Annotated in this window: 23 protein-coding genes and 1 pseudogene; 9 read left to right on the forward strand and 15 right to left on the reverse strand. The window is 62.2% G+C overall.

Features of this window, described 5'->3' with window-relative positions; genetic code table 11:
• Nucleotides 1-68 precede the first annotated feature (68 nt).
• The 4 genes and pseudogenes from B0G77_RS35935 to B0G77_RS35950 all read left to right on the forward strand — a co-directional run bounded on the left by B0G77_RS35935 (nt 69) and on the right by B0G77_RS35950 (nt 6,491).
• The gene (locus B0G77_RS35935) at nt 69-3,263 is read left to right on the forward strand and encodes an efflux RND transporter permease subunit (RefSeq protein ID WP_133666503.1); all 3,195 of its coding nucleotides are present in this window, start codon (nt 69-71) and stop codon (nt 3,261-3,263) included.
• A 13-nt stretch (nt 3,264-3,276) separates the two neighbouring features.
• Nucleotides 3,277-4,803, forward strand: coding sequence for an efflux transporter outer membrane subunit (locus B0G77_RS35940; protein WP_133666504.1), 1,527 nt, complete (start codon nt 3,277-3,279; stop codon nt 4,801-4,803).
• Nucleotides 4,804-4,999: 196 nt separating this feature from the next.
• A pseudogene (locus B0G77_RS35945) lies at nt 5,000-5,107 on the forward strand (acyl-CoA dehydrogenase); the annotation flags it as partial.
• A 55-nt stretch (nt 5,108-5,162) separates the two neighbouring features.
• Nucleotides 5,163-6,491 (forward strand): Nramp family divalent metal transporter, encoded by a 1,329-nt coding sequence (locus tag B0G77_RS35950; RefSeq protein ID WP_133666505.1) that lies wholly within the window; start codon nt 5,163-5,165, stop codon nt 6,489-6,491.
• Nucleotides 6,492-6,609: 118 nt separating this feature from the next.
• On the opposite strand, the gene flhC is transcribed toward B0G77_RS35950, so the two are convergent.
• From flhC to B0G77_RS35975, 5 genes are all read right to left on the reverse strand, one after another.
• Nucleotides 6,610-7,173, reverse strand: coding sequence for a flagellar transcriptional regulator FlhC (flhC, locus tag B0G77_RS35955; RefSeq protein WP_133666506.1), 564 nt, complete (start codon nt 7,171-7,173; stop codon nt 6,610-6,612).
• A 12-nt stretch (nt 7,174-7,185) separates the two neighbouring features.
• Nucleotides 7,186-7,506 carry a flagellar transcriptional regulator FlhD gene (gene flhD, locus B0G77_RS35960; protein ID WP_133666507.1) on the reverse strand — a complete coding sequence of 107 codons (321 nt, stop codon included), beginning with the start codon at nt 7,504-7,506 and terminating at the stop codon, nt 7,186-7,188.
• A gap of 821 nt (nt 7,507-8,327) precedes the next feature.
• Nucleotides 8,328-9,158: a 2OG-Fe(II) oxygenase gene (locus B0G77_RS35965; RefSeq protein WP_133666508.1), complete on the reverse strand. Its 831-nt coding sequence runs from the start codon at nt 9,156-9,158 to the stop codon at nt 8,328-8,330.
• A gap of 97 nt (nt 9,159-9,255) precedes the next feature.
• Complete coding sequence (locus B0G77_RS35970) at nt 9,256-9,792, reverse strand: GNAT family N-acetyltransferase (RefSeq protein ID WP_133666509.1); 537 nt, start codon at nt 9,790-9,792, stop codon at nt 9,256-9,258.
• Between the two features lie 51 nt (nt 9,793-9,843).
• On the reverse strand, nt 9,844-10,716 hold the full coding sequence (locus B0G77_RS35975; RefSeq protein ID WP_243751352.1) for a helix-turn-helix transcriptional regulator: 873 nt from the start codon (nt 10,714-10,716) through the stop codon (nt 9,844-9,846).
• A 285-nt stretch (nt 10,717-11,001) separates the two neighbouring features.
• On the opposite strand from B0G77_RS35975, the gene B0G77_RS35980 reads away from it, so the two are divergent.
• From B0G77_RS35980 to B0G77_RS35990, 3 genes are all read left to right on the forward strand, one after another.
• Nucleotides 11,002-11,442, forward strand: coding sequence for an RbsD/FucU domain-containing protein (locus tag B0G77_RS35980; protein WP_279571370.1), 441 nt, complete (start codon nt 11,002-11,004; stop codon nt 11,440-11,442).
• Between the two features lie 396 nt (nt 11,443-11,838).
• Nucleotides 11,839-12,273, forward strand: coding sequence for a DoxX family protein (locus tag B0G77_RS35985; RefSeq protein WP_133666511.1), 435 nt, complete (start codon nt 11,839-11,841; stop codon nt 12,271-12,273).
• A 115-nt stretch (nt 12,274-12,388) separates the two neighbouring features.
• Nucleotides 12,389-12,661 carry a hypothetical protein gene (locus tag B0G77_RS35990; protein WP_133666512.1) on the forward strand — a complete coding sequence of 91 codons (273 nt, stop codon included), beginning with the start codon at nt 12,389-12,391 and terminating at the stop codon, nt 12,659-12,661.
• A 79-nt stretch (nt 12,662-12,740) separates the two neighbouring features.
• Here B0G77_RS35990 and B0G77_RS35995 read toward each other — a convergent pair whose 3' ends face one another.
• Nucleotides 12,741-14,201 (reverse strand): MFS transporter, encoded by a 1,461-nt coding sequence (locus B0G77_RS35995; protein WP_133666513.1) that lies wholly within the window; start codon nt 14,199-14,201, stop codon nt 12,741-12,743.
• A 208-nt stretch (nt 14,202-14,409) separates the two neighbouring features.
• The gene (locus B0G77_RS36000; protein WP_133666514.1) at nt 14,410-15,711 is read right to left on the reverse strand and encodes an MFS transporter; all 1,302 of its coding nucleotides are present in this window, start codon (nt 15,709-15,711) and stop codon (nt 14,410-14,412) included.
• Between the two features lie 352 nt (nt 15,712-16,063).
• On the opposite strand from B0G77_RS36000, the gene B0G77_RS36005 reads away from it, so the two are divergent.
• The gene (locus B0G77_RS36005) at nt 16,064-16,780 is read left to right on the forward strand and encodes a response regulator transcription factor (protein WP_133666515.1); all 717 of its coding nucleotides are present in this window, start codon (nt 16,064-16,066) and stop codon (nt 16,778-16,780) included.
• Nucleotides 16,781-16,929: 149 nt separating this feature from the next.
• On the opposite strand, the gene B0G77_RS36010 is transcribed toward B0G77_RS36005, so the two are convergent.
• The 5 genes from B0G77_RS36010 to B0G77_RS36030 form a co-directional block, all read right to left on the reverse strand.
• Nucleotides 16,930-18,045, reverse strand: coding sequence for a M14 family metallopeptidase (locus tag B0G77_RS36010; protein WP_133666516.1), 1,116 nt, complete (start codon nt 18,043-18,045; stop codon nt 16,930-16,932).
• A 167-nt stretch (nt 18,046-18,212) separates the two neighbouring features.
• Nucleotides 18,213-18,980 carry an ATP-binding cassette domain-containing protein gene (locus B0G77_RS36015; protein ID WP_133666517.1) on the reverse strand — a complete coding sequence of 256 codons (768 nt, stop codon included), beginning with the start codon at nt 18,978-18,980 and terminating at the stop codon, nt 18,213-18,215.
• Between the two features lie 37 nt (nt 18,981-19,017).
• Nucleotides 19,018-19,731 (reverse strand): ABC transporter permease, encoded by a 714-nt coding sequence (locus B0G77_RS36020; protein WP_133666518.1) that lies wholly within the window; start codon nt 19,729-19,731, stop codon nt 19,018-19,020.
• Nucleotides 19,728-20,417, reverse strand: a complete 690-nt coding sequence (locus B0G77_RS36025) for an ABC transporter permease (protein WP_133666519.1) — start codon at nt 20,415-20,417, stop codon at nt 19,728-19,730. Before B0G77_RS36025 ends, B0G77_RS36020 begins: the two co-directional genes overlap by 4 nt.
• A 125-nt stretch (nt 20,418-20,542) precedes the next feature.
• On the reverse strand, nt 20,543-21,316 hold the full coding sequence (locus tag B0G77_RS36030) for an ABC transporter substrate-binding protein (RefSeq protein WP_133666520.1): 774 nt from the start codon (nt 21,314-21,316) through the stop codon (nt 20,543-20,545).
• Nucleotides 21,317-21,890: 574 nt separating this feature from the next.
• Between B0G77_RS36030 and B0G77_RS36035 the strand changes: the two genes are divergently transcribed.
• Nucleotides 21,891-22,361 carry a universal stress protein gene (locus B0G77_RS36035; protein ID WP_133666521.1) on the forward strand — a complete coding sequence of 157 codons (471 nt, stop codon included), beginning with the start codon at nt 21,891-21,893 and terminating at the stop codon, nt 22,359-22,361.
• 59 nt (nt 22,362-22,420) lie between these two features.
• On the opposite strand, the gene B0G77_RS36040 is transcribed toward B0G77_RS36035, so the two are convergent.
• The 3 genes from B0G77_RS36040 to hutC are packed head-to-tail and all read right to left on the reverse strand — an operon-like array spanning nt 22,421 to nt 25,072.
• Nucleotides 22,421-22,708, reverse strand: a complete 288-nt coding sequence (locus B0G77_RS36040) for a hypothetical protein (protein ID WP_133666522.1) — start codon at nt 22,706-22,708, stop codon at nt 22,421-22,423.
• Nucleotides 22,709-22,718: 10 nt separating this feature from the next.
• On the reverse strand, nt 22,719-24,269 hold the full coding sequence (gene hutH / locus B0G77_RS36045; RefSeq protein WP_133666523.1) for a histidine ammonia-lyase: 1,551 nt from the start codon (nt 24,267-24,269) through the stop codon (nt 22,719-22,721).
• Nucleotides 24,270-24,313: 44 nt separating this feature from the next.
• Nucleotides 24,314-25,072, reverse strand: coding sequence for a histidine utilization repressor (hutC, locus tag B0G77_RS36050; RefSeq protein WP_243751429.1), 759 nt, complete (start codon nt 25,070-25,072; stop codon nt 24,314-24,316).
• Between the last annotated feature and the right edge of the window lie 29 nt (nt 25,073-25,101).

Here is a 25,101-nt window from a genome sequence, read left to right on the forward strand (position 1 = left end):
ATGCAGACGATGTTTCGCGCACTTGACGTCTTCGCTCCGCGCAAGCGCTCACATCTCAAGAGCCTCCAATGAACATATCAAAGTTTTTCATCGACCGGCCCATCTTCGCGGGTGTGCTATCGGTCCTGATCCTGCTGGCGGGCGTGATCTCGCTCTTCCAGTTGCCGATCTCCGAATACCCGGAAGTCGTGCCGCCATCGGTCGTCGTGCACGCGCAGTATCCGGGCGCCAATCCGAAGGTGATCGCAGAAGCAGTGGCTTCGCCGCTCGAAGAGCAGATCAACGGCGTCGAAAACATGCTGTACATGCAGTCGCAGGCCAATAGCGACGGCAATCTGACGCTGACGGTCACGTTCAAGCTTGGCACCAATCCCGACCTCGCGACGCAACTGGTGCAGAACCGCGTGAACCAGGCGCTGCCGCGCCTGCCGGAAGACGTGCAGCGTCTTGGCGTGACCACGATCAAGAGTTCGCCGACGCTGACGATGGTGGTCCACCTGATCTCGCCGAACAACCAGTACGACATGACGTACCTGCGCAACTACGCGCTCCTGAACGTGAAGGACCGTCTCGAGCGGATCCAGGGCGTGGGCCAGGTGCAGCTGTGGGGTGCGGGTGACTATGCGATGCGCGTGTGGCTCGATCCGCAAAAGGTGGCGCAGCGCAACCTGACCGCGACCGAGGTCGTCAACGCGATCCGCGAGCAGAACATCCAGGTTGCGGCCGGCCAGGTCGGCGCCTCGCCTTCCGTGCCGGGCACGCCGCTGCAGTTGTCGGTGAATGCGCGCGGGCGTCTGACGACCGAAAGCGAATTCGGCGACATCATCGTCAAGACCGCGCCGGATGGCGGCGTCACGTACCTGCGCGACCTTGGACGCATCGAGCTTGCCGCTTCGGAATACGGACTGCGTTCGCTGCTCGACAACAAGCCGGCGGTCGCGCTCGCGATCAACCAGGCTCCGGGAGCGAACTCGCTCGCGATCTCCGACGAAGTCCGCAAGCAGATGAAGGAACTGCATGAGGACATGCCGGCGGGCGTCGACTACAAGATCGTTTATGACCCGACGCAGTTCGTGCGCTCGAGTATCGAGGCGGTGGTGCATACGCTGCTCGAAGCGATCGCGCTCGTCGTGATCGTGGTGATCGTGTTCCTGCAGACGTGGCGTGCGTCGATCATCCCGCTGATTGCGGTGCCGGTGTCGATTGTCGGGACGTTCTCGCTGCTGCTCGCGTTCGGTTTCTCGATCAACGCGCTGTCGCTGTTCGGAATGGTGCTGGCGATCGGGATCGTGGTCGACGATGCCATTGTGGTCGTCGAAAACGTCGAGCGGAACATCGAAAGCGGGCTCAGTGCGCGCGATGCAACCTACAAGGCGATGCAGGAGGTAAGCGGGCCGATCATCGCGATCGCGCTGACGCTGGTCGCCGTGTTCGTTCCGCTCGCGTTCATGAGCGGTCTCACGGGCCAGTTCTACAAGCAGTTCGCGATGACCATCGCGATCTCGACGGTGATTTCGGCATTCAACTCGCTGACGCTTTCGCCTGCCCTGTCGGCGATGCTGCTGCGCGGCCATGGCGAGAAGGAAGACTGGTTGACGCGTGTGATGAATCGCGTGCTCGGCCCCTTCTTCAGGGGCTTCAACAAGGTGTTCCATCGCGGTTCTGAAGCTTATGGTCGCGGTGTGAAGGGCGTGCTGGGCCGCAAGGGCGCGATGCTCGTGGTCTATGCGGTGCTGCTCGGTGCGACGGCGTTCGTGTCGCACATCGTGCCTGGCGGCTTCGTGCCCGCGCAGGACAAGGAGTATCTGATCGCGTTTGCCCAGTTGCCGAACGGCGCGTCGCTCGATCGCACCGAAAATGTGATCCGCGATATGAGCGACATCGCGCTGAAGCAGCCAGGGGTCGAGAGCGCGGTTGCGTTCCCGGGGCTGTCGGTGAACGGCTTCACGAACAGTTCCAGCGCGGGCATCGTGTTCGTCACGCTCAAGCCGTTCGCTGAGCGCGGCAGCAAGGCACTCTCCGCAGGCGCTATCGCGGGGGCATTGAACCAGAAGTACGGCGCCATCAAGGACTCGTTCGTCGCGGTGTTCCCGCCGCCGCCGGTGCTGGGCCTCGGCACGCTCGGAGGGTTCAAGCTCCAGCTTGAGGATCACGGCGCGCTCGGGTACGCGGAACTGAACAAGGCAACCGAAGCGTTCATCAAACGCGCCTCGGCCGCGCCTGAACTCGGCCCGACCTTCTCGAGCTACCAGATCAACGTGCCGCAACTGAACGTCGACCTGGACCGCGTGAAGGCGAAACAGCTCGGCGTGCCAGTGACGGATGTGTTCGACACGATGCAGATCTATCTCGGCTCGCAGTACGTGAACGACTTCAACCGCTTTGGCCGCGTGTATCAGGTGCGGGTGCAGGCTGACGCGCCGTTCCGTCAACGCGCGGACGACATCATGCAACTGAAGACGCGCAATGCCGCCGGTGAAATGGTGCCGCTGTCGTCGCTCGTCACGGTCACGCCGACGTACGGCCCGGAAATGGTGGTGCGCTACAACGGCTACACGGCGGCCGACATCAACGGCGGTCCGGCACCGGGCTACTCGTCGGGTCAGGCACAGGCTGCGGCCGAACGTATCGCGGCGGAAACCTTGCCGCGCGGCGTCAAGTTCGAATGGACCGACCTCACGTACCAGCAGATCCTCGCAGGCAACGCCGGCTTGTGGGTGTTCCCGATCAGCGTGCTGCTCGTGTTCCTCGTGCTGGCCGCGCTGTATGAAAGCCTGACGCTGCCGCTGGCGGTGATCCTGATCGTGCCGATGAGCGTGCTGTCCGCGCTGACCGGCGTGTGGCTCACGCAGGGCGACAACAACATCTTCACGCAGATCGGCCTGATGGTGCTGGTGGGGCTGGCCTCGAAGAACGCGATCCTGATCGTCGAGTTCGCCCGTGAACTGGAACACGATGGCCACACGCCGCTGTCCGCCGCGATCGAGGCAAGCCGCATGCGGTTGCGTCCAATCCTGATGACGTCGATCGCCTTCATCATGGGTGTGGTGCCGCTGGTGCTGTCGTCGGGTGCCGGTTCGGAAATGCGTCACGCGATGGGCATCGCAGTGTTCTTCGGGATGCTGGGCGTCACGCTGTTCGGCCTGATGTTGACGCCGGTCTTCTACGTCGTGCTGCGCACGCTGGCAGGCGGAACGATACATGTGGCACAAAAAGATGCGCCGCACTACACCGGCGGCGGCATGCCGGCGGCGGACGCCTGAGGGAGAAAAAGAAATGAAACGGTTTGAATCCATGCGCGGGTGGGGCCGCGCGGCAGCAAGCGGGCTGTTGTTCATGTTGCTGGCGGCCTGCTCGGTCGAGCCGACCTACAAACGTCCCGATGCACCCGTACCGGCGGCGTTCAAGGAAGCGCCGGTCATCGACGCGAAGGATGCGGGGACGTGGATGCCGGCGCAGCCCGCCGACGACGCGCACCGCGGCGAATGGTGGACGGTGTTCGGCGACGCGACGCTCAACGATCTGGAGAAGCAGGCTGCGGCGGCCAACCAGGACCTGAAGGCAGCAGCGGCGCGCGTGCAGCAGTCGCGCGCGTTGCAGCAGTCCGCGAGGGCGGCGTGGTTCCCATCGATCGATGCGGGGTTCGGGCCGACGCGTGAGCGTCTCTCGCCGGCATCGCAGGGCCTGCCGCAGAACGCGGATGTGCCGACGCAGACGCTCTGGCGCGCGCAGGGCACCGTCGCGTACGAGGCGGACCTGTTCGGTCGCGTCAGTTCGAACGTCAACGCAGCACGCGCCGATGCGCAACAAAGCGAGGCGCTGTTCCGCTCGGTGCAGCTTGCCTTGCAGGCGGATGTGGCGCAGAACTACTTCCAGCTGCGCGAGCTCGACACGGATCAGGATCTGTACCGTCGCACGGTGGCGCTGCGCGAGGATACGCTGAAGCTCGTCCAGCAGCGCTTCAAGGAAGGCGATATCAGCGAACTCGACGTATCGCGGTCGAAGAACGAACTGGCGAGCGCCCGTGCCGATGCAGTGGGTGTCGCGCGGCAGCGGGCGGCATCCGAGCATAGCCTTGCGATTCTGCTCGGCAAGGCGCCGGCGGACTTCTCGTTCCCCGAAACGCCGCTTGCACTCGTGACGGCGCGTGTGCCTGCTGGATTGCCGTCCGCGCTGCTCGAACGCCGGCCCGATATCGCGGCAGCCGAGCGTGCGATGGCGGCGGCGAATGCGCGCGTCGGTCTTGCGAAGTCGGCGTTCTTCCCGAAGCTCGATATCACCGGCGCGTTCGGGTTTGAGTCGGCGACGCTCGGCGACCTCTTCATGTGGTCGAGCCGTGCGTTCCTGCTCGGGCCGTTTGCAGGCACGGCGCTGACCGTGCCGATTTTCGATGGTGGCCGTCGTCAGGCCGGGCTCGATCAGGCGCGCGCGAAGTATGACGAAGATGTCGCGCAGTATCGTCAGCAGGTGCTCGTGGCGTTCCGCGAAGTCGAGGACAATCTGGCCGACCTGCGGCTGCTCGACGACCAGATGCGTGAGCAGAACGATGCGGTGAACGCGTCGGAGCGCGCGGCGCATCTGTCGCGCACCCAGTATCAGGAAGGGCAGGTGAGCTATCTCGACGTGATCGACGGCGAGCGGCAGGTGCTGCTGTCGCAACTGCAGGCGAGCCATCTTGCGGGCACGCAGGCGGTGTCGACGGTCAACCTGATTCGCGCGCTTGGCGGCGGTTGGGGCGACGTGAAGCCTGACGCGAACTCCGACCAGGCAGCAAACGGGACGCAGCAGGTCGCGAAGCAATAGACCTTGCCTCGCGTTATGCGGTAAAGCGACAGGCTGGACGGTTCGTCCAGCCTGTCGCCGTTTCAATGCATTGAAAGCAGCAGTCGTTTTGCCGGTCGTCGCTCGCACGGCCCGAACCACGTACGCCGGCAGGACTGGCTCAGCGCCAAAGAAAGTGCGCAGGTCGCGCTCGCGACGTCCAAGGCGAAAATCCTCGCGCACCGCGCGCGTCCACACGCTGCACGACCCTCTCGACTACCGATTGCGCGACGTCGGCCGCTACGCGCTCAACGGGACATTGCCGGACGTTTCTTTGTACACTTGAGGTCGCCTGCAACGCCAGCTGGCAGGCGTTCCATCCCCCTCGAGAGACGACCGGCTTGCCATTCAAACTACCCACCACTGCTACCGCGCCGTTCTGCCCGTCCGAGGTCAAGGGCTCAGTGTTCGTACCGCAAGGCGCGCCCTTCTGGAAGAAGATCCTTCAGTTCGCGGGCCCGGGCCTGCTGATTTCGATCGGCTACATGGACCCGGGCAACTGGGCGACTGACATCGAGGCCGGCTCCCGCTACGGTTACAACCTGCTGTTCGTGGTGATGCTGTCGAGCCTCGCGGCTATGGTGCTGCAGTGCCTGTGCATGCGGCTTGGCATCGTGACAGGGCAGGATCTGGCGATGCTGTCGCGCGCGCGTTATTCGCCCAATGTCGCGCGGGTGCAATGGTTTCTGGCGGAGATATCGATTGTCGCGTGCGATCTCGCTGAAGTGCTGGGCGGTGCGCTGGCGTTTCACCTGCTGCTGGGTTGCTCGCTGACCACCGGCGTGATCCTGACGGCGTTCGACACGCTGATCGTGCTCGGTTTGCAGGGCAAGAATTTCCGCTCCCTCGAAGCAATCATTCTCGGCCTGATCGCCACGATCGGACTTGGCTATATCGTCCAGCTCATTCTCGTGAAGCCGCACTGGCCGGCGGTCGCGCAGGGGCTCATTCCGTCCTGGCACGCAGTCGGCGAGCGCGAACCGCTGTATCTGGCGATCGGCATCCTCGGCGCCACCGTCATGCCGCACAACTTGTATCTGCATTCGTCGATAGTCCAGACGCGCGTGGTGAAGCGCGACAAGCCGAGCATCGCGTCGGCGATCGGGCTGTCGCGGATCGATACGATCGTTTCGCTGCTGCTCGCAATGCTGATCAACGCAGCAATCCTGATTCTCGCCGCCGCGGCGTTCAATGCGACCGGCCACAATCAGGTCACCGAGATCGAGGACGCCTACAAGCTGCTCACGCCGATCGTCGGCGGCGGCCTGGCCGCAGTGCTGTTTGCCGTCACGCTGCTGGCGTCGGGACAGAGTTCGACGTTCACCGGCACCGTGGCGGGGCAGGTCATCATGGAAGGATTCCTGAACCTGAAGATTCCCTGCTGGCAGCGCCGCTTCATCACGCGTGCGCTGGCGTTGATACCCGCGTTGATCGGTGTGTCGATGTTGGGCAACGGTGCGGTGGGCACACTGCTGGTGGCAAGCCAGGTGGCGCTGAGCCTGCAACTGCCGTTCGCGCTCTATCCGCTGATCCGTATGACGAACGATCGCAACCTGATGGGCGACTTTGCCAACCGGTTGCCGACAAGGCTGCTCGCCTGGATGCTCTTCGGCGTGATCAGCGCGGCGAACCTGTGGCTCGTGGCGCAGACATTCGGATTGTTCAGTTAATTTTGGGGAGAAGCGGATACGTCCCGCCTGGAACGTCTGGAGGGCAAGCCGGCAAGTCGCGCCGGCTCATTTGACAAACGCGGGTGACAAACTCAGATGAAGCTTCGGATGATGAAGCTCAAGCCGCTTCGGCGACCTGCAATGCTTCCTGCTTCGCGGCAGCCGCGGCCTTTTTCGTCTTGCCAGCGCGAGACGGCGGCTGGCAGGCGCCACACACGACATTGCGCTGCAGATCGTGCCGGTGCGCCACAAACTTGCCGCTGCAACGGCAGCAAGGCGTGAGTTGCAGGATATCGGCGTCGAAGAAACGCACGAGGGTCCACGCGCGCGTCAGATCCAGTACCGGATCCGTATCGCTGTGCTGGCAATGCTCCAGATACAGGCGATAGCCCTTCGTCAGCGCATCAAGATGCGAGCAACGCGCTTCCTTCTTCAGGAATAGATAGGTGTTATAGAACAATGAAGCGTGAATGTTCGCGAGCCAGGTCATGTACCAGTCGGCCGAGAAGGGCAGCATGCCCTTCGGCGGCGATACGCCCTTGACCTCGCGATACAGGCGGATCATGCGGTCGCGCGAAAGCGTCAGTTCACTTTCGAGCACCTGCATGCGCGCGCCGAGTTCGATCAGCGCGATGGCGCGGAATACTTCCTGTGCGTCTTCCGTCAGGCTTCGCTTGAGCATCGCTGTCACCTTTTATGCGAACTGCTCTGCGGGCTGTCCTGCAAGCAGGATAGCCGCGTGGGTCGGCGCTACTTCCGCGTGTTTCGCGGTTTGCGTCAACGCCGACAGCATCGTGTGGTCATTGAAGCGGAAGAAGCATAAAAGCTGATCGGAAGCGGCCAGCTTGACGATCTGCGCGAGCGACAGACCGGCAAGCAGATCGGCCAGTTCCGACGACAGTCCCAACCGGAACATCCCGACTGGCTTGTCCTCGCGCAACATACGTTGCGCAAGCATGATGTAAGACAAATTGATCTCGCGGATTGAATCCAGCGTCTCGCTGCTGCGGTCCATTTTTCAGTTTTCCGAAGCCCCGATCTATCTATATGCCGGCTTTTTGCCGTTATCTTTTTTGCCCCGCCGGACACTGAAGATCTCCGGCGTCATCGAATCTTTGATACAAGGTGTTACATCTAGTAACACCTTGGAGCGAATTGTATGAACACAGATTGCGGAAAGCAATCCCTTTCATAAAAAATATCTCAAAAAACCACACTCGATTTCGGTAATGTTTTCATCCAATTGAAACAGTCGAGGTTAAGGCTTTTTTTTGCCAGGAGGAATTCCAGTAGCTGGTCGCAAAGCCTTACCAGGCGGAGTATTATGGTAATCCATAGGGAGTGTGAAAGAAATTCGGGCGGGAACAGGGAAGACAGAGAACAGAAGAGAACTGAAAGATAAGCTGAAATGGCTTACGGTAAAAAATACGGGCTCTGTTGGCGGGTTCCGCTGATGTAATTTGTTACGCCTGCTTTTAGTCAGATGTTACAAACCAAGGGGAATTTGTAACGGCTGGAAACTGGCCGGGCGCGAGCGCTCCATGTTCAGGCCAGACGTAAGCTGCGGCGGGTGCCGGTTATGTTGACGATGAATGCGGCGACGAGTCCCTTACCAGCTGTGCAGGCTGCCTGACACGTTCCCGCTGAAACTGGAGTCATTGACAACCCTGGACGAGACGCTCGCCGCAGCGGGACAAAAGGCCAGCCGCCATTGTGGCAACCAGTGAGTGGGCGGGGACGCGGCTGACCGGTGGGTACAGGTCGGCGAGGGCGGCGGCGGTTATCGCTCGACACGCGATATAGATGGCTGCGCACGTTGTGGCAACCGCCTCGACTTCACTGCGCGTCGTGGAAAATCACGCCCAGCGTGTGTCGATGGCCGGAACGTAGCCGGCTCACGGCGTGACGCAGCTTGACGCGGTAAGGTCCGCGCGTGCCCTGCACAGGGCGATCGTTCACTGCAAAGATAACCGCATCGCCCTTGCCCAGAGGGACGACCTCTGCGCGCGACTGCATGCGCGGACGTTGCTCGGTCAACACGAACTCGCCGCCTGTGAATTCCTCACCCGGCGCTGACAGCAGGATCGCGATCTGGAGCGGAAACACGTGCTCGCCGTAAAGATCCTGATGCAGGCAGTTGTAGTCGTCCTTGCCGTACTGGAGGATTAGCGGAGTCGGACGTAGCTGGCCGGCTTCGTGGCAGCGGCGCAGGAAGGCGTCGTGCGCCGCTGGATAGCGCACGTCGATGTGCATGGCCGCGTTCCAGCGGTTCGCCACCGGCGCCAGATGCGGATAGAGCGCCGTACGCAGGCCGCCGACGATGTCCGGAAGCGGATACGCGTAGTACCTGTATTCGCCACGTCCGAAGCCGTGGCGCGCCATGACGACACGGCTGCGATAGAGTTCGTCGCGGCCATAGAGGGCGGTCAGCGCATCGCATTCGGCCGATGTGAGGAGGTTCGCGATGGTGGCGCAACCGTGGCTATCCAGTTCTTCCTCGGCACGCGCCCAGTCGATCGCATCGACACGCTGCGCAACGGATCCCGCCGTGGCGAACGGGTACGTTTCGCGTGTCGCGTGGTGCACACGCGGTGTGGCACTTCGTGTAGCGATGGCTGCCGGCGGCTCGAGGTCGCTCGCGGGCTCAAACAGCGCCGTCTGATTCATTTCCTGCTCCAGTGAGGGTAACCGATGAGGTTCAGTCTACGGAGTCGCGGGGCGCTTGACACTCCAGGTCTTGCGGTCCAATCCGGTGTGTTTCACTTCACAGATGACGTGCCATGTAGTCGGCGTCGTACAGGACGCCGTCGATGCACATCGCCCCGATTTCCCGCCCGTACGTGCGGAAGCCGAACGATTCGTACAGCCGCCGCGTCGTCTCGTTCGTACTCGCCACGACAAGCTGGATCTGCTGCAGGCCTTCCATCCGCTGGGCCCGCACGAACAGTTCGGAGAGCAGCGCGCGTCCGACACCGCGTCCCGAGGCCTCCGGCGAGACGTACATGCCGCCTGCGGACGCCTTGTGGCGCTTCTTGATTCGTTGTGCGCGAAAAAGCCCGACAATGCCGACGAGCGGACCGCCTGCGCCGGCAAACGCACCCAGCAGAAAGTCGCCTTCGTCGGTGCGCGTGCCCTGCAACGTCGCGTCGTGCAGCGACGGCCCTCGTTGCAGGGCTTCGTCGTAGCTCGTTGCAAACGCTTCGGGATGTGCTTTCAGGCCTTGCAGACGAAGCGTGAAATACGCGTCGCGGTCGTCAGGGCCGAGTTGCCTGACGAGGATGTCGTTGCCTTGATCAGCCACCGCTGTCCCCCATGCTGGTTGTTTCCCTGCATGGTAGCTGATGGTGACGGCCTATCTTCCGCCGTCCTGTTCCGTCGGCGCCTGAGTTTCCGCATGCGCGCGCAGTGCGGCGGCAGTCTGTGGATCGGCGGGAAAAAACGCCTCGATCGCGAGTTCGGACAACGTCACATCGACAGGCGTGCCGAACACCGTCGTCGTGCTGTAGAACGACAGTACGCCAAGCGGCGTGCGCAGCCGCAGCGGAACGGCGATCTGGCCAGCATCAGATGTGCGGTGGTCGTCCGCGGCGAGCGCCCCTGGCGGCGACGGATAGGCGGCCAGTTCGTCGCGCAGGGCGGCAAGGGTCTCATCGGCGCTCACATCGACCTGGCGTTGCAGGCGCGCAAGCACGTGGGTACGCCACGCATGCCAGTTGACGATCGACGATGCGAGGCCGTCAGGATGCAGGCTCAACCGCAGCGCGTTGACCGGCGCTTCGAGCAACGCGGGGCTCGCATTGGCGACGAGCGGCGCGAGCGCGCGGTTGGTCGCGACGATCGTCCAGTGGCGGTCGATCGCGAGCGCCGGGTACGGCTCGTGCCCCTTCAGCACGAGATCGACGGCTTCGCGCGCGGCCGCCAGTTGCGGGTCGGTCAATGGCCGCTCGCGAAAGAGCGGCGCATAACCGGCTGCGACCAGCAGTGCGTTGCGCGCGCGCAGCGGCACGTCGAGGCGCTCGGCCAGATGCATCACCATCTCGCGGCTAGGAACCGCACGGCCCGATTCGACGAAGCTCAGATGCCGCGTCGAGATGTCCGCTTCGGCCGCGAGCAGCAACTGGCTCATGCGCCGACGCTGTCGCCATTCGCGCAGCAGTTCGCCGACGGAGCGGCGGTCCGTCGAGCCACCTGACGGAAGGGACGGGGAGTGAGAAAGTGTGTTCATGTTGCCGATGATAGCCAAGCGCCGCCCCGATTCCATTACTTCTGACGTAATCGACTCCCGCAGGCGCTTCTCCGATCCCGACTAGCCGTTCGGTTTCGTGATGATGGGCCGCGTGGCGAAGCGCCGTGCGGCCGGTTCGCACCGTGGAGTGAGGGCCAGCTGTTTTGATGCACGCCTGTGCAGGCGGCGAATATGCGGTTACCTTACGCAGGCGGACCGCCTGCCGAAGACGGGCTGCATGCCAACCAACCATGAAGGAGATCAAGTGCTGAAGAATCTGGCACGCTGCTGAATGCCGATGTGCTGTACGCGCTGCGCGCGATGGGCCACGGTGACGAACTGGTCATCTGCGACGCGAATTTCCCGTCCGACTCCGTTGCGCGCGCAACCGTGACCGGCAAGCCGCTGCGTCTCGACGGCGTCGATTCGGCCCGGGCGATTCGCGCGGTGCTGTCGGTGTTGCCGCTCGACACGTTTGTCGACCACCCGGCCCTGCGTATGGAAGTGGTCGGCGAGCCGGATACGATTCCCGTCGTGCAACGTGAGGCGCAGGTGGAAGTGAACGCGGCGGAAGGCCGCGACGTGCCGTTTGCGTCTATCGAGCGCTTTGCCTTCTACGAACGTGCGCGCAACGCGTATTGCGTGATCGTGACGGGCGAACAGCGCGGTTATGGATGCTTCGTGTTCAAGAAAGGCGTGCTGCTCGCACCGGACGCTCCAAAGTAAGCTGTTTCTTGAGGAGGCGCCGCGCCCACCACGCGAGCGACCTCGATGCCTTCATCGAAAAGCCGCCTCCGCCGTTCGGGCATACGACATTTCGTGTGACGGCCGCGTCTGCGAAATGCGCACGCGGCCGGCTTGCCTTGCGATCGTCGCGGGTCGCGGCGCGGCGACACATTCCGCTCGATGCGGTGAAAGGAATATGACAAGTTGGCGTGTGCGCAGCAAGCCGGACCCGGATCGCCACACGACGTTCTGGCTGCCGCTGCGGCGCCTCACCCGGGCCGGGCGACGCGTCTTTTCGCTTGGAAAACCTGGGTAATGCACATATTCTGACGACAGCGTCCGGGAACTGTCACTAATCAGCCCGGTCTTCTGCATATTCTTCACAGGAGCCCTCTCATGACGCGTCCCGTCGATTCCGGCGTAATCTTCATCGCACGTATTGCCCTCGCGGTGCTGTTTCTGTGGGGTGGCGTGATGAAGCTGCTTGGCTACGCAGGCTTCGTCGGATATCTGCACTCGAAGGGTGTGCCATTCGTGCAGGTCGCGGCGCCCATTGCTGTCGCTGTCGAAACGCTCGGGGGGGTGTTCCTCGTACTCGGCTTCAAGATCCGGCCGCTCGGGCTCATCATGGCCGTGTACACGGTCGCAACCGCCGTGCTGGGTCACGATTTCTGGAACATTGCCGATGCGGCCGTCCAGCATGACATGCTCATTCACTTCTGGAAGAACATCGGCATTGCCGGCGGTTTCCTGCTGCTTTGCGTGACTGGCGCGGGCCGCATCAGCGTCGACGGCGCGCGTGCGCCGCGCGGCGGATTGAGTGGTTTGTGAACCTGCGGGCTCATAGGCGGACAAAACAGGATGGTGGCGGCGCAGCTCGTTTGCGCGTACTGTTTCTGCAGAGTTTCCCATGTTCGGGGTTGTATATCGATGCAGGGAGCAGACAATGATCCAGGGTTTTGACCAGACGATCGGCGGCAAGGTGATGCGGTTTTGCGCGAGCCTCGGCGAAGGGCCGACACCGCATCGCGTTATCATCAGCGAGGCCGATTCGGCGAAAACACTCGTTATTCTCGATGCCTCCGGGCTGATCGGCGCCATCAAGGCGGAAATCGAAGAGCCCGAAAAGCTTCTCGAAAACGCCATTCGCAAGGTGCAGGAAGAAGGGCTCGTGGAGCGCGCGCTCGATACGGGCCAGATTCAGGAAGCCAGTCTGTAACGCGATATCAGGAAGACAAAGCCCACTGTGCAGTCGCATCGTGGGCTTTGTCTTTTCTGCGCCGGCGGGCAGGCTGCCTTCAGCCTGCATTGCTCGGGCGGTTGGGCGAAGGGGTGGCTGCCCCATCCGGTCTGCGCGCATGAGGCTCTGGATGCACGAGGCAGCCGAGCACCACGCCCGTGAGCAACAGGCCGACGCAGATCGCCGTCGATCCATGCAGTCCCGCGACGATGTTCGTCGCTTCGGCCCCGCTCGCGAGCGCTCCGAACGCTGCCACGCCGATTGCGCCGCCAGCCTGGCGGGCCGTATTCAGTACGGCGGAGGCGGTGGCTGCGCGGCGCGGCTCGACTGTGGCGAGGACGGCTGTCGTCATGGCCGGCACGGCGAGTCCCATGCCTGACGGAATCAGCAGGAACGGCACGAGCATCGCGACAAGCGGCGTCGACGCCTCGATGAAATGCAGCAGACCGTACCCAAGCGCCGCGATCGTTGCGCCGACGATCATCGGTACGCGCACACCGAACCGGCCGACTACCCAGCCGCTGACCACGTTCGAGACGAGGAACCCGCCCGTGAGCGGCAGGAACGCCAGGCCTGCCTGAAGTGGCGTGTCCCCGCGCACACGTTGCAGGTACAGGCTCAGCACGAACACTATACCGTAGTAGGTCAGATTCACGCAGATGCCGAACAGCACGGTGGCACTGAACGTGCGATTGCCGAACAGCGCCAGTGGCAGCATGGGTTCGCGCACGCGGGCCTCGACCGCGATGAAGGCCGCACCCGCGACGAGCGCCAGCATGAATCCGCCTGCCACGAGCGGGTGGGCGAGACCCAGCGGCCGCCATTCAATGACCGCGGCGGTGAACGCCGTGAGTGTCACGACCGCGAGCAACTGGCCCGGCAGATCGATCCCACGCGGACGCTGCTGCGCAACCTGCTGCGATGAGGGCTGGGTTGCGGCGCGCGGTATCCAGGCCCAGGTCGCAAAGAGACCGGCGGCACACAGCGGCAGATTCACGAGAAAGATGCTGCGCCAGCCGAATGCGGCGATCAGCAGGCCGCCGATCACGGGACCCGCCGCAATCGAGATCGCGCCGGCCGCGGTCCAGAGTCCAACGGCGCGTGCACGCAACTTCGGATCGTGGCGGCATGCCTGATTGAGGAGTGCGAGCGAGTTCGGCAGCATGGCGGCGGCGCCCACACCCTGGAGCGCGCGGGCGGCCACCAGCATCGGCGCGTTCAATGAGAGCCCACAGGCGAGTGACGCCAGCGCGAACAGCGTCATGCCGGCCGCGTACGCGCGGCGCGCGCCGAGCCGGTCGCCGAGCACACCGAAAGACAACATCAGGACCGCGAACGCGAGCGTGTATGCATCGACGATCCATTGCAATCCGGCGACACCCGCGTGCAGATCGGCGCCGAGGTTGGCGAGCGCGATGTTGACGATGGTGACGTCGAGCTGTGTGACGACGAAGCCGACGCTGACCGTTGTCACGATGCGGGCGAGTGCGGGCGTAAAAGAGGATCTGGATGAGTTCATGGGACGTAGCCTGAACCATTCCATGGCGGGAAGTTTCGGACCGGCGTGAAGTGTCGATGTCGTCCGCGAACGTACCCGGAAAGCGGAACGGTGCACCGGGAGGTGCGCCGTCGTGAGCCCGCTGCACGTGCCTGAGCCGGTGAGGGCGACGCACCGGGTCAGTCGATCATATGATGTTGCGTTGCCGGCTCAGCCTTTTCGAACGAATTCAGCGCGACGCCGCAGCATCCTTGATGAACAGCGTCGTCAGTGCGCCGACGACGCACAGCGCGCCGACATACAGCGCCGGCGCCATCGGATTCGACTTCATCATTAGCGACACGACAACCGGCGTCAAGCCGCCGAAGATCGCATAGGCGACGTTGTACGAGAACGAGATGCCCGAGAAGCGCACGACCGGCGGAAACGCCTTGACCATCACGAACGGAATCGCGCCGATCACGCCAACGAAGAAACCGCTGACCGCGTAGAGCGGCACGAGCGACGACGTATCGACAGCGAGTTGCTGCATCATCGCGTAGTAGGACACGGCGAGCGCCAGCCCGCCGACGAAGATCGTGCGGCCTGCGCCGATGCGTCCGGCGATCGAGCCGGCGGTGACACAGCCGATCGTCAGGCAGAGCGTCGCCGCGCAGTTTGCAAGCAACGCGGTAGCCGGGTCGATGTGAAACTGCTTCTGCAGCAACGTCGGCGTCATCAGGATCACGACGACGATCGCTGCCGACAGCATCCACGTCAGCAGCATCGATACGATGACCGCGCGGCCGTGGTCGCGCAGCACGGCTTTCAGCGGGATCTCCGCTGCCAGCGACTTGCGCTGCTTCAGTTCGGCGAACACCGGCGTTTCGTGCAGCCAGCGGCGCAGATAGACCGAAAAGAGCCCGAACACGCCGCCGGCCAGGAACGGGATCCGCCATGCGTAGGCGGCAATTTCCGCGGGGGCGAAATGACGGTTGACCGCAGCCGCAATCAGCGAGCCGAGCAGAATGCCCGCCGTCAGGCCCGCGGTGAGCGTGCCGCACGCATAGCCGACGTGACGCTGCGGTACGTGCTCGGAGACGAACACCCATGCGCCCGGCACTTCGCCGCCGACTGCCGCGCCCTGCAGCACACGGAACACCAGCAGCAGCACCGGCGCGAACACGCCGATGCTCGTGTAGGTGGGCAACAGGCCCATCATCAGCGTCGGCACCGACATCAGCAGCACGCTCAGCGTGAACATGCGCTTGCGGCCAAACAGGTCGCCGAAGTGCGCCATGATGATGCCGCCGAGCGGGCGCGCCAGGTAGCCCGCCGCGAAAATGCCGAAGGTTTGCAACTGGCGCAGCCAGTCGGGCATCGAGGCGGGAAAGAACAGCTGTCCGATCGCCGGAGCGAAGAACACGAAGATGATGAAGTCGTAGAACTCGAGTGCACCACCGAGTGCTGCGAGTCCCAGCGTTTTGTAGTCGCTGCCCTTGAGGGCGCGTGTCATGACGGGTTGTGCCCTACCCAGATCCGTAGCTTGCATTGCGATGTGTTTTTTTGGATTGAACGCCACGCGTAGCGCGTGGAAACCGGCCGTCGTCGGGTGAGAAGTGTGAAGGCGCCGGGTAGAGCACGGAACACGAGGCACGGCCGCCCGGATAAGGGCGCGCGTGCTGACGACTTTTATGCCAACCGGATATTTTACAGGATGAAAGATCGAGGCTCCTGGGGGCTCCGCGAGCCGGCTAGATGTGCAGGCGTTCGGTGGGGCGTGGCTGCGCATGCGTTCCGAAAGCAACACGGTACGCCACCTCCATATTCAGAATCATCTTATAGGCGGTAGCACGACGTCCAAACAGAATCTCTTGCGAGTCAATCTGTTGTGAGTCCTCCCAATGCGTGTTGCCATCCTCCAGCGTGATCCGGTTCAGAGCAGGGCGATCGAAAAAATCTTCAACGAAGCGGGCCATACGTGCGTGATCTATCAGGATGGGCTGATCCTGTCGAAGTCACTGGCGCTTTCTACAGCAGACCTCCTGGTGCTGGACTGGCAGGGCCTCCGTTTGTCGGGTGGCGAAGTGCTCAGATCCGCGCGATGGGTGGGGGCGGAGCAGATACCGGTTATTTTCGCGTCGTTCGACGATTCGGAGGAAGCCATCGTGCGCGCATTCGCGTACGGCGCGGACGATTACGTGCAACTGCCTATCCGTCCCGCGGAGTTTCGCGCGCGGGTGACTGCGCTGCTGCGGCGCGCGTATCCAGACAGGCAGGGCGCGGTGCGGTCCGATGTCGGCCCCTACCATTTCGATGCACGCCACCAGGTGGTGACGCTGCGCGGCGCGCCGGTGCGTCTATCAGGCACGCAGTATCGTCTTGCGTCGCTGTTCTTTTCGAATATCGGACGTGTGCTGACGCGTGATCACATCTTTGCGATGGTATGGGGACGGGAATTCCGCGAGTCCACCCGAACGATTGACAGCCATGTGTCGCGGCTGCGTCTGCTGCTCGAGATCGAGGCGCGCAATGGGCTCCGGTTGCAGCCAGTGTACCGAAGCGGCTACCGGCTGCTGTCCCTCCGCACAGTCGAGTCGGACAAGCATAAGGCTGCCTGAGTTGCCCTCCTTGCGTCACAGGTGCAGCAGCGCTGGCGTTGAAATACAGTTGCTCCGCTACCCGAAATGATTACCTGCCACAACGTCGTTCGTTGGAGATCGATGTCGGCTTGGGGCAGCGGGTAACCGTGACAGGGCCGTCTACATAGTCAAAGCGGCAAGAGAGAGCCTGTTCTAAACGCTGTCGCGCCAGCGACGTGGGCTACCGACAACCCGGCCGAGGCAAACCGGAGTGAGTGACGCGCGTACAGCACGCCGGTCGTCGGCGCGTTCAGCGTGGTCACCTGGTCCGTAAGCGGATCGATGATGTCGGCAACGGGCTGGCCAGATTCAATCCATGCGCCGAGTTCAGCGCGAAAGGCGATCACGCCGCTTACTGGCGCGGTGACCGCTGCCGCACCCGCAAACGGTGTGGCAGGGAACGACAGCGCTGGCAGCGGCTCGGCTTCAGCTTCGATGAAGCCGCGATGGCAAAGATAATTGACGATCGCCCGAGCATCCTGTTCGGCAAACTCATGCGACACATCGCGCTGGCCCCGCAGTTCGACGGTCACCGAAACGCTGCCATTGGGAATCGGATGTTGCTCGCCATAACGCGAACGCAGGTTGGACCAGCAGAAGCTGTGAATCTCGTCGAATGGATTGCCGTCTGCGTTCAGAGCCAGCAGCGACGCCTTGGCGCCGATATAGCGCGCCAGGGGCTCCACTTCCTCCCAGGTATCCGGATTGGTGTACAGATGCATCGCTGCATCCCAGTCGCAATGCAGATCGAGCACGACGTCCGCGTCGTAAGAGAGCTTTTGCAATGCAAGCCGTTGCGAATCGAGTTCGGTGCGTGGCGTCTGTTCGTCAAGTGTTTCGCGCATGGCGGTGCGCACTACCTGCCGGTTCTCGTCGATATTGCCCGTCAGGCGCGCTTCGACACGGGGCATGACCAGGGTCGTCAGGTCGTAGAAGTTGCGGTTGAAGTTTTGCGCCGTGTTGCCTTCAAAGCGACCGATGTGCGAGCCGAGAATCCATTGGTTGAGGCCGATCGGATTCGAGACGGGCACGACGATCACTTCACCGCGCAGCTTGCCTGCGGCTTCGAGGTCGGCGAAATGCTTGCGCAGGCGCCAGGCGACGAGCATGCCCGGCAGTTCGTCAGCGTGCAACGACGACTGGATGTAAATTTTCTGGCCGCCGGTCGGTCCATAGTGAAAGCTGGTCAGATGGCGTTCAGTACCAAGCGTCGGCGAGATGAGCGGGTGTGTTTTGATTTGCATGGATTTAGCCCGTGTTGCGTTGTGCGTGTCAGGTGGATGAGGTGCCAGGAGGTGTCGGAGACGACGTGCGCAGGAAGACGAACATAGCGCCAAACCGACCGCGTATTACAGTCCGTATCCGGCGATCGAGTCCTGAACAGCCCCTTGAACCGGGTCAAGGCCCGTTGTCATTTCAGGTTCCCGGCAAGGAACTGACTCAACCGTTCGCTTTTCGGGTTGACCAGCACTTCCTGAGGATGACCTTCCTCTTCGATTTTCCCCTTGTGCAGGAAGATCACATGGTTCGACACGTTGCGCGCAAATCCCATCTCGTGCGTGACCACGATCATCGTGCGTCCTTCTTCCGCCAGCGACTGCATCACTTTCAGTACCTCGCCGACCAGTTCCGGATCGAGCGCGGACGTGGGTTCGTCAAACAGCATGACTTCCGGCTCCATCGCCAGCGCGCGTGCAATGGCTACCCGTTGTTGCTGGCCGCCAGACAGATGAGACGGGTATTTGCTTTCCATGCCGGCCGTGAGCCCCACCTTGGTTAGATACTTGCGGGTCCGCTGCTCCGCTTCGGCACGACTCAAACCCAACACGCTGAGGGGCGCCTCGATGATGTTTTCCAGCACGGTCATGTGCGCCCACAGGTTGAAGTGCTGAAACACCATCGAAAGCCTGGTGCGCATTTTCTGCAACTGGCGGTGATCGCTAACCTGCAACGCGCCGTTTCTGTCGAGCGTCGTCTGGACCTCTTCCGCGTTGAGGATGATGCGCCCCGCGCAAGGCCGCTCGAGAAAATTTATGCACCGCAAAAAAGTGCTTTTCCCGGAGCCGCTCGAACCGATGATGCTGATGACATCGCCAGCCTTTGCCTTGAGCGATACGCCTTTCAGAACCTCGTTGTCACCGAATTTCTTGTGCAGATCGTCGACAGTCAGCTTATACATTCTCGATACACTCCATCTTGGCCGCAGGCAGCCAGGTTCAATGCCCTTGCGGCTTCAAAAAGGCCAGCAAGCGTGTTTCCATCCGGCGAAACGCCCATACGAGCGCGAATACGATGCAGGCGTACATGACGGCGGCAATGGTGTAGGCCTGGAAGGATGCATAGGTTGCAGAGTTGACGTCGCGCGTCACCTTCAGGATGTCTGGTACGGTGGCCGTGAATGCGAGCGTCGTCGCATGCAGCATCAGGATGACTTCGTTGCTGTAGTTGGGCAGCGCGCGCCGCAACGCAGACGGCAGGATGATGCGCGTGTAGAGCTTGTACTTCGACATCCCGTAAGCCTGTGCGGCCTCGATCTCGCCATAGGGTGTCGCCTTGATCGTTCCCGCAAATATCTCGGTGACGTAGGCGCATTCGTTCAAAGCGAAGGCGAGTAACGTGCAATTCATCGCGCTGCGGAAAAACGCGTCGAGCGCCGCATGCGAGTGCACGAAGTGAAGGCTGTAGAGCCCCGTATAGACAACAAGCAACTGTACGTAGAGCGGCGTGCCGCGAAAGACATACGTAAAGAGCCAGATGGGTCCGGAGATGAAGCGGTTGCTCGACGAGCGGGCAACCGCCAGCGGCACAGCAAGCAGGAACCCCAGACCCACTGAGGCGACTAGCAGCCACAATGTGATGACAAGACCGCTGTAGCGATATCCGTCGGTGAAGAGGAAATTTTGCCAGTATTGCCTGACGAGTTCGATCACAATGGGACCCTCCGTACGCCTGCCGAGTAGCGCTTCTCAAGCCAGACCAGCACGAGGTTCGACACGGTTGTGATCGCAAGATAAATCGCCCCGGCCGTCACGGTGAAAAAGAAAAATTCAAGCGTGCTCTTGCCTGCATCCTGTGAGGCCTTGACGACGTCGGCGAGGCCAATGATCGATACAAGCGCCGTTGCCTTGACGAGCACCTGCCAGTTGTTGCCGATGCCGGGTAGCGCGAAGCGCATCATTTGCGGGAACATGATGCGCCTGAACACTCGCCACGAACTCATGCCGTACGCGTAACCGGCCTCAAGCTGCCCGCGAGGAACAGCAAGAAAAGCGCCCCGGAAGGTCTCGGTGAAGTACGCGCCGTAGATGAAGCCGAGCGTGATGACGCCCGCCACGAACGGGTCGATGTCGATCTGGGCGACGCCGAGGGAGTCGGTCAGATTGTTGAGCAGGATCTGAATGCCATAGAACAGCAGCAGCATCAGCACGAGATCAGGAACTGCGCGAATCAGTGTCGTATAGAGTGTGCCGAAGCGAGAGAGCACCCGGTTGCGCGACAGCTTCGCCGCGGCGCCTCCAAGACCCAGCAGGAAGGATGCCCCCAGCGACAACACTGCCAGCCTGACCGTTTCCCAGGTTCCCGCGAGGAGGAGTGGGCCGTACCCGTGGAAGAACATGTATTCGTACCCTTGATTGCCCGGCGCCCGATTGGTAAGCGTCCGCTCGGCGCCGTTGTTGCGTGCCCGCCCGGCGGATGAAACCGCGCCGGGGCACACGCTGCGGAGGAATCGACGGAAAGCGCTCAGCTACCGTAGACGTCGAAGTTGAAGTACTTTTTCTCGATCGTCTTGTAGGTGCCATCCTTGATCATGTCGGCGATCGCGTTGTCGATCTTCGCCTTGAGATCGGCATCGTCCTTGCGAAGGCCGATGCCCGCGCCATTGCCGAGGACCTTCGCGTCGATGATGTCCTTGCCGGCGAACTGGAAGCCCGCGCCGCGCGGGGTGTTCAGAAAGCCGATGTCGGCCTGTGCCGCGTCCTGCAACGCTCCGTCCAGACGACCGGAGAGCAGGTCGATATAGACCTGGTCCTGGTTCTGATACGACACAACCTTGGCGCCCTTAGGCTCCCAGTATGTCTTGGCGTACGTTTCCTGGATCGTGCCCTGTTCGACGCCAATCGCTTTGCCTGCCAGCGATTCCGGCGTCGGGAGCAGGGGCGAGCCCTTCTTGGCGATGAGGCGTGTCGGCGTGTTGAACAGCTTTGACGAGAAGCTGATCTGTTCCGCACGTTGCGGCGTCATGGACATCGACGACAGCACGCCGTCGAACTTCTTCGCCTTCAGCGCCGGGATCATGCCGTCGAAGTCGTTTTCGACCCACACGCACTTCGCTTTCAGGCGCGCGCAGATCTGGTTGCCGAGATCGATGTCGAAACCGGTCAGCTTGCCGTCGGCGCCCTTCGACTCGAACGGCGGGTAGCTTGCGTCGACCCCGAACCGGATGGTGGACCAGTCTTTTGCATAGGCACCGGTGGCGATGGTTGCGAGGGCGATACACAGAGCGAGTTTCTTCATGGAATCTCCAGAGAGGTACTTCGTGATACTAAATGCAACAGGATTCGGAGCATCCTGGAACGTCGGGGGCAGAAAAAATGTTGTATAGGCATATCGCATTCAAATACGGCGCCATGCACTTGAATCTACAACTTGTACATACAAGATAGCCGATCCACATTGTGGATCGCAACTAGGGTTTTCTCGCGGAGCGATCGTGAAAAGGCCGGGAAATTACGGAATCGTTACGCGGAGAGGGAGAGTCGGGGATCGGGTATACAGGCAATCAAGCCAGATTGTATATACAGATTTCGTTGTCATTGACCTCGCTGAATATGTATAGACAGGTTGCTCCGCCAGGGCGCCTGCGTCTGCTCGTCTGACTTTTTCGTGGCGGCCGCAGACTACGCATGAACACCGTCACGATCCCGCGGGTTTGGGCGCCGTCGATGCCGGCTTTCGCGAATCAGGAGGAGCAGGTCTTGTTCGCGCTGACTATACTGAAAGGAATCGCCCTGATTCGGGCTCGCCTGGGTCAAACGTTGGCCCCGAACAGGACGTCAAGGCGAACAGGTCTGTCCGCGGGGAGAAAGGTATGTTCAAGCATCTGCTGGTTGCGACCGACGGTTCGGCACTCTCCGACGCCGCCGTTCAGATGGCGGTGACTCTCGCCAGGGAAAGCGAAGCCAGATTGACGGCGCTCCATGTCATTCCGGAATTCCACGTCCTCGCGTACGGCACCGAAATGCTTGCGGACACCGAGGACCGATTCATTCAGGTTACCCGGAAGCACGCGGAGAACTATCTCGCAGTGGTCACGAAGGCCGCCACGCAGGCCGGCGTCGAGTGCGACACGGTTGCGAGGAACCACGCTCACCCGTATGAGGCGATTATCAGCGTTGCAGAGCAACGAAACTGCGATCTCATTGTCATGGCATCCCATGGCCGGGGCGGTATGCGCGCCATGTTGCTCGGCAGTGAAACCCAGAAGGTCCTGACACACAGTGCCATTCCCGTTCTGGTTGTCCGGCAGCCGACACAAGCTGGCGAGGGCCACCGGGCGTAACCCGGCACGGGCCGTCGAGCGCCTCGCTGAAGCGATCCTTCAGGCCCGCCACATGACTATCAAAGCCCCGTGATCTGGCGCTGGCGTATCGGCAGAACGCCAAAGCGCGCGACGCCTTCTGCCAACGCCTCGCGGATGGTGCGGAAAGTCCGGCTTGTCGCAGGTGTCACCGATTGCCCGTCGGCGCTGCTCCACACGAGGACAAAACGGGTGCGCTGCGCATTGTCGCGCACCTGTAATTGAGCGGCGACCCTTGACGGGCGGCGAACGTCAGCCGCAAGCGTAGAGGACGGCACCTCCTCCTCCTCAGGTGCGTCGGAAGGTGCCGCGATCAGATGGGTCGCCATCCTTACGTCCCTACGCATGGCGCGCCGCACTGGGCAAAAGTTTTGCCACGGAAGCGGGCGCCTCAATGGTCCTCACCCACGTTTTCATCGCTTCGATGTCGTCGGCCAGATAGCGGTCCTTTTCGTAAAACGCGACGTGCCGGCGAATCTCCGCGATCACGCCTTCGATCGTATCGGTCGAGCGCAGTGGGCGGTGAAAGTCCACACCTTGCGCCGCCGCCATGGCTTCGATACCTACCACAACAGCGGTGTTTTCCGCCATGTCGCCGAGGCGTCGTGCGGCAAACGTCGCCATCGACACGTGATCTTCCTGGTTGGCGGATGTCGGCAGGCTATCGACACTGGCCGGATGAGCGAGCGATTTGTTCTCCGAGGCGAGCGCTGCGGCGGTCACCTGCGCAATCATGAAGCCCGAGTGGAGGCCGCCGTCGCTCACGAGAAACGGCGGCAAACCCGACAGATTCGTATCGAGCAGCAAGGCGAGACGACGTTCGGATATCGCACCGATTTCAGCGATCGCTATCGCAATGTTGTCTGCCGCAATGGCGACCGGTTCGGCGTGGAAGTTTCCGCCGGACAGCACGTCGCCCTGTTCGGCGAATACAAGCGGATTGTCCGAGGCCGCATTCGCTTCGATACGCAATACCTCAGCGGCATGACGCAGCTGGTCCAGGCATGCGCCCATCACCTGCGGCTGGCAGCGGATCGAATACGGATCCTGCACACGCCCGCAATCCTGATGTGACGAAACGATCTGGCTGTCCGCGAGGAGCGCGCGGTAAGCCGCGGCGACATCGATCTGGCCCGGTTGCCCACGCGCCGCATGGATGCGGCTGTCGAACGGCACGAGCGAGCCCTTGATCGCTTCGAGCGACAAGGCGCCTGCAAGTACCGCGGACGCGAACACGTCTTCAGCAGCAAACAGACCCACCAGTGCCAGGGCAGTGGAAACCTGCGTGCCATTGAGGAACGCAAGTCCTTCCTTCGGGCCGAGTTGCAGGGGCTCGAGCCCGGCGTAGCGCAATCCCTCGATCGCGCTGACACGTTCGCCACCGACGCGTGCATGACCGACGCCGATCAGCACGGACGTCATATGCGCGAGCGGCGCCAGGTCGCCCGAAGCGCCCACCGATCCCTTGGCCGGAATGCACGGATAGACACCCGCATTGATGAGACTCACGAGCGCATGGATCGCTTCCGGCCGCACGCCGGAGTGGCCGCGGGCGAGGCTGATCGCCTTCAGCGTCATGATCAGGCGGACCGTGCTGTCGTCGAGCAGCGTGCCCGTGCCGACGCTGTGCGACAGCACCAGATTCTTCTGCAGTTCGGCGAGCTTGTCCGAAGGGATCACGGTTTGCGCCATCTTGCCGAAGCCGGTGTTGATTCCGTAGACCACTGCGCCGCGCGCGATCACATCGTCGACGACTGCGTGGCTGCGATCGACCTCTGGAAACGCAAGCGCATCGATCGCAACCGGCGTGGCGTCGCGCAGGATCCTGCGCAACCGATCGAGCCTGACCTCGCCAGGCACGAGGGTGACAACGTTTTCGATTTGAGTCATGACTGTCCGATGTTAAAAAAATAAAGAAGAGATTGCAGGGGGCGCTAGCTTTGTCGTCGAGCGACATCGGGCGTAAAGCGGCACCCAAGCCGATAGCGCGAACCTGGATGAACGAAACGCGCGAAGGTGACAGCGACGCCTGCGGTCCAGGTTCGCCGCACCAGGATGAGGCAGGGTTCCTCGACGGCGATGTCGAGCAGTTGCGCCTCGGCCGCTGTCACGAGGCCTGCATCGACCACGTGTTCGATCTCATCGAGGGGCACGGAACTAAACAGATAGGCCGACGGACGTTTGCTGCTGAAGTCCTGATCGAGGAATTCCGGTGCGACCTCAGGATTGACATAGCGGTCTTCGAGCTGAACCGGCAGGCCGTTTTCACGATGCACGCAGATCACGTGGAACACGGATGCGCCAGGCTCAAGTCCCAGAGCGTTCGACACGAAGGCCGGGGCCGTTTCCCGCTTCTGGAGCAGTATTGCGTAGCTGTACGCGTGACCGCGTGAGCGGATTTCGTCTCCGATATGCGCAATCATCAGCAGCGTGGATTGCGGTTTCGATTCCGCGACGAAGGTGCCGACACCAGACAGCCGCGTGAGCAGGCCTTCGTCGCTCAACTCGCGCAATGCCCGATTGATCGTCATGCGCGACACGCCGAGCGTTTCGACCAGACTGAGCTCGGAGGGTATCCGGTCTCCCGATTTCCAGGTGCCGGAGTCGATGGTGGTGCGGATGTAGGTCTTGACTCGCTCGTAGCGGGCGATGGCCGGGCCTTCGCTCGACACCGTAGGCGTTGCCGTCGCCAGGATAGCGCGTTTGGCCGCGGCGCCAGGCG

Origin of the sequence: Paraburkholderia sp. BL10I2N1 (assembly GCF_004361815.1) — a bacterium.
Taxonomy (GTDB): domain Bacteria; phylum Pseudomonadota; class Gammaproteobacteria; order Burkholderiales; family Burkholderiaceae; genus Paraburkholderia.

Coding starts and splice junctions, on each gene's coding strand:
- B0G77_RS35935 (WP_133666503.1), top strand. CDS start 69: ATGAACATATCAAAGTTTTTCATCGACCGGCCCATCTTCGCGGGTGTG.
- B0G77_RS35940 (WP_133666504.1), top strand. CDS start 3,277: ATGAAACGGTTTGAATCCATGCGCGGGTGGGGCCGCGCGGCAGCAAGC.
- flhC (WP_133666506.1), bottom strand. CDS start 7,173: ATGCTCAAGCGAAGCCTGACGGAAGACGCACAGGAAGTATTCCGCGCC.
- flhD (WP_133666507.1), bottom strand. CDS start 7,506: ATGGACCGCAGCAGCGAGACGCTGGATTCAATCCGCGAGATCAATTTG.
- B0G77_RS35965 (WP_133666508.1), bottom strand. CDS start 9,158: ATGAATCAGACGGCGCTGTTTGAGCCCGCGAGCGACCTCGAGCCGCCG.
- B0G77_RS35975 (WP_243751352.1), bottom strand. CDS start 10,716: ATGAACACACTTTCTCACTCCCCGTCCCTTCCGTCAGGTGGCTCGACG.
- B0G77_RS35985 (WP_133666511.1), top strand. CDS start 11,839: ATGACGCGTCCCGTCGATTCCGGCGTAATCTTCATCGCACGTATTGCC.
- B0G77_RS35990 (WP_133666512.1), top strand. CDS start 12,389: ATGATCCAGGGTTTTGACCAGACGATCGGCGGCAAGGTGATGCGGTTT.
- B0G77_RS35995 (WP_133666513.1), bottom strand. CDS start 14,201: ATGAACTCATCCAGATCCTCTTTTACGCCCGCACTCGCCCGCATCGTG.
- B0G77_RS36000 (WP_133666514.1), bottom strand. CDS start 15,711: ATGCAAGCTACGGATCTGGGTAGGGCACAACCCGTCATGACACGCGCC.
- B0G77_RS36005 (WP_133666515.1), top strand. CDS start 16,064: ATGCGTGTTGCCATCCTCCAGCGTGATCCGGTTCAGAGCAGGGCGATC.
- B0G77_RS36010 (WP_133666516.1), bottom strand. CDS start 18,045: ATGCAAATCAAAACACACCCGCTCATCTCGCCGACGCTTGGTACTGAA.
- B0G77_RS36015 (WP_133666517.1), bottom strand. CDS start 18,980: ATGTATAAGCTGACTGTCGACGATCTGCACAAGAAATTCGGTGACAAC.
- B0G77_RS36025 (WP_133666519.1), bottom strand. CDS start 20,417: ATGTTCTTCCACGGGTACGGCCCACTCCTCCTCGCGGGAACCTGGGAA.
- B0G77_RS36030 (WP_133666520.1), bottom strand. CDS start 21,316: ATGAAGAAACTCGCTCTGTGTATCGCCCTCGCAACCATCGCCACCGGT.
- B0G77_RS36035 (WP_133666521.1), top strand. CDS start 21,891: ATGTTCAAGCATCTGCTGGTTGCGACCGACGGTTCGGCACTCTCCGAC.
- B0G77_RS36040 (WP_133666522.1), bottom strand. CDS start 22,708: ATGGCGACCCATCTGATCGCGGCACCTTCCGACGCACCTGAGGAGGAG.
- hutH (WP_133666523.1), bottom strand. CDS start 24,269: ATGACTCAAATCGAAAACGTTGTCACCCTCGTGCCTGGCGAGGTCAGG.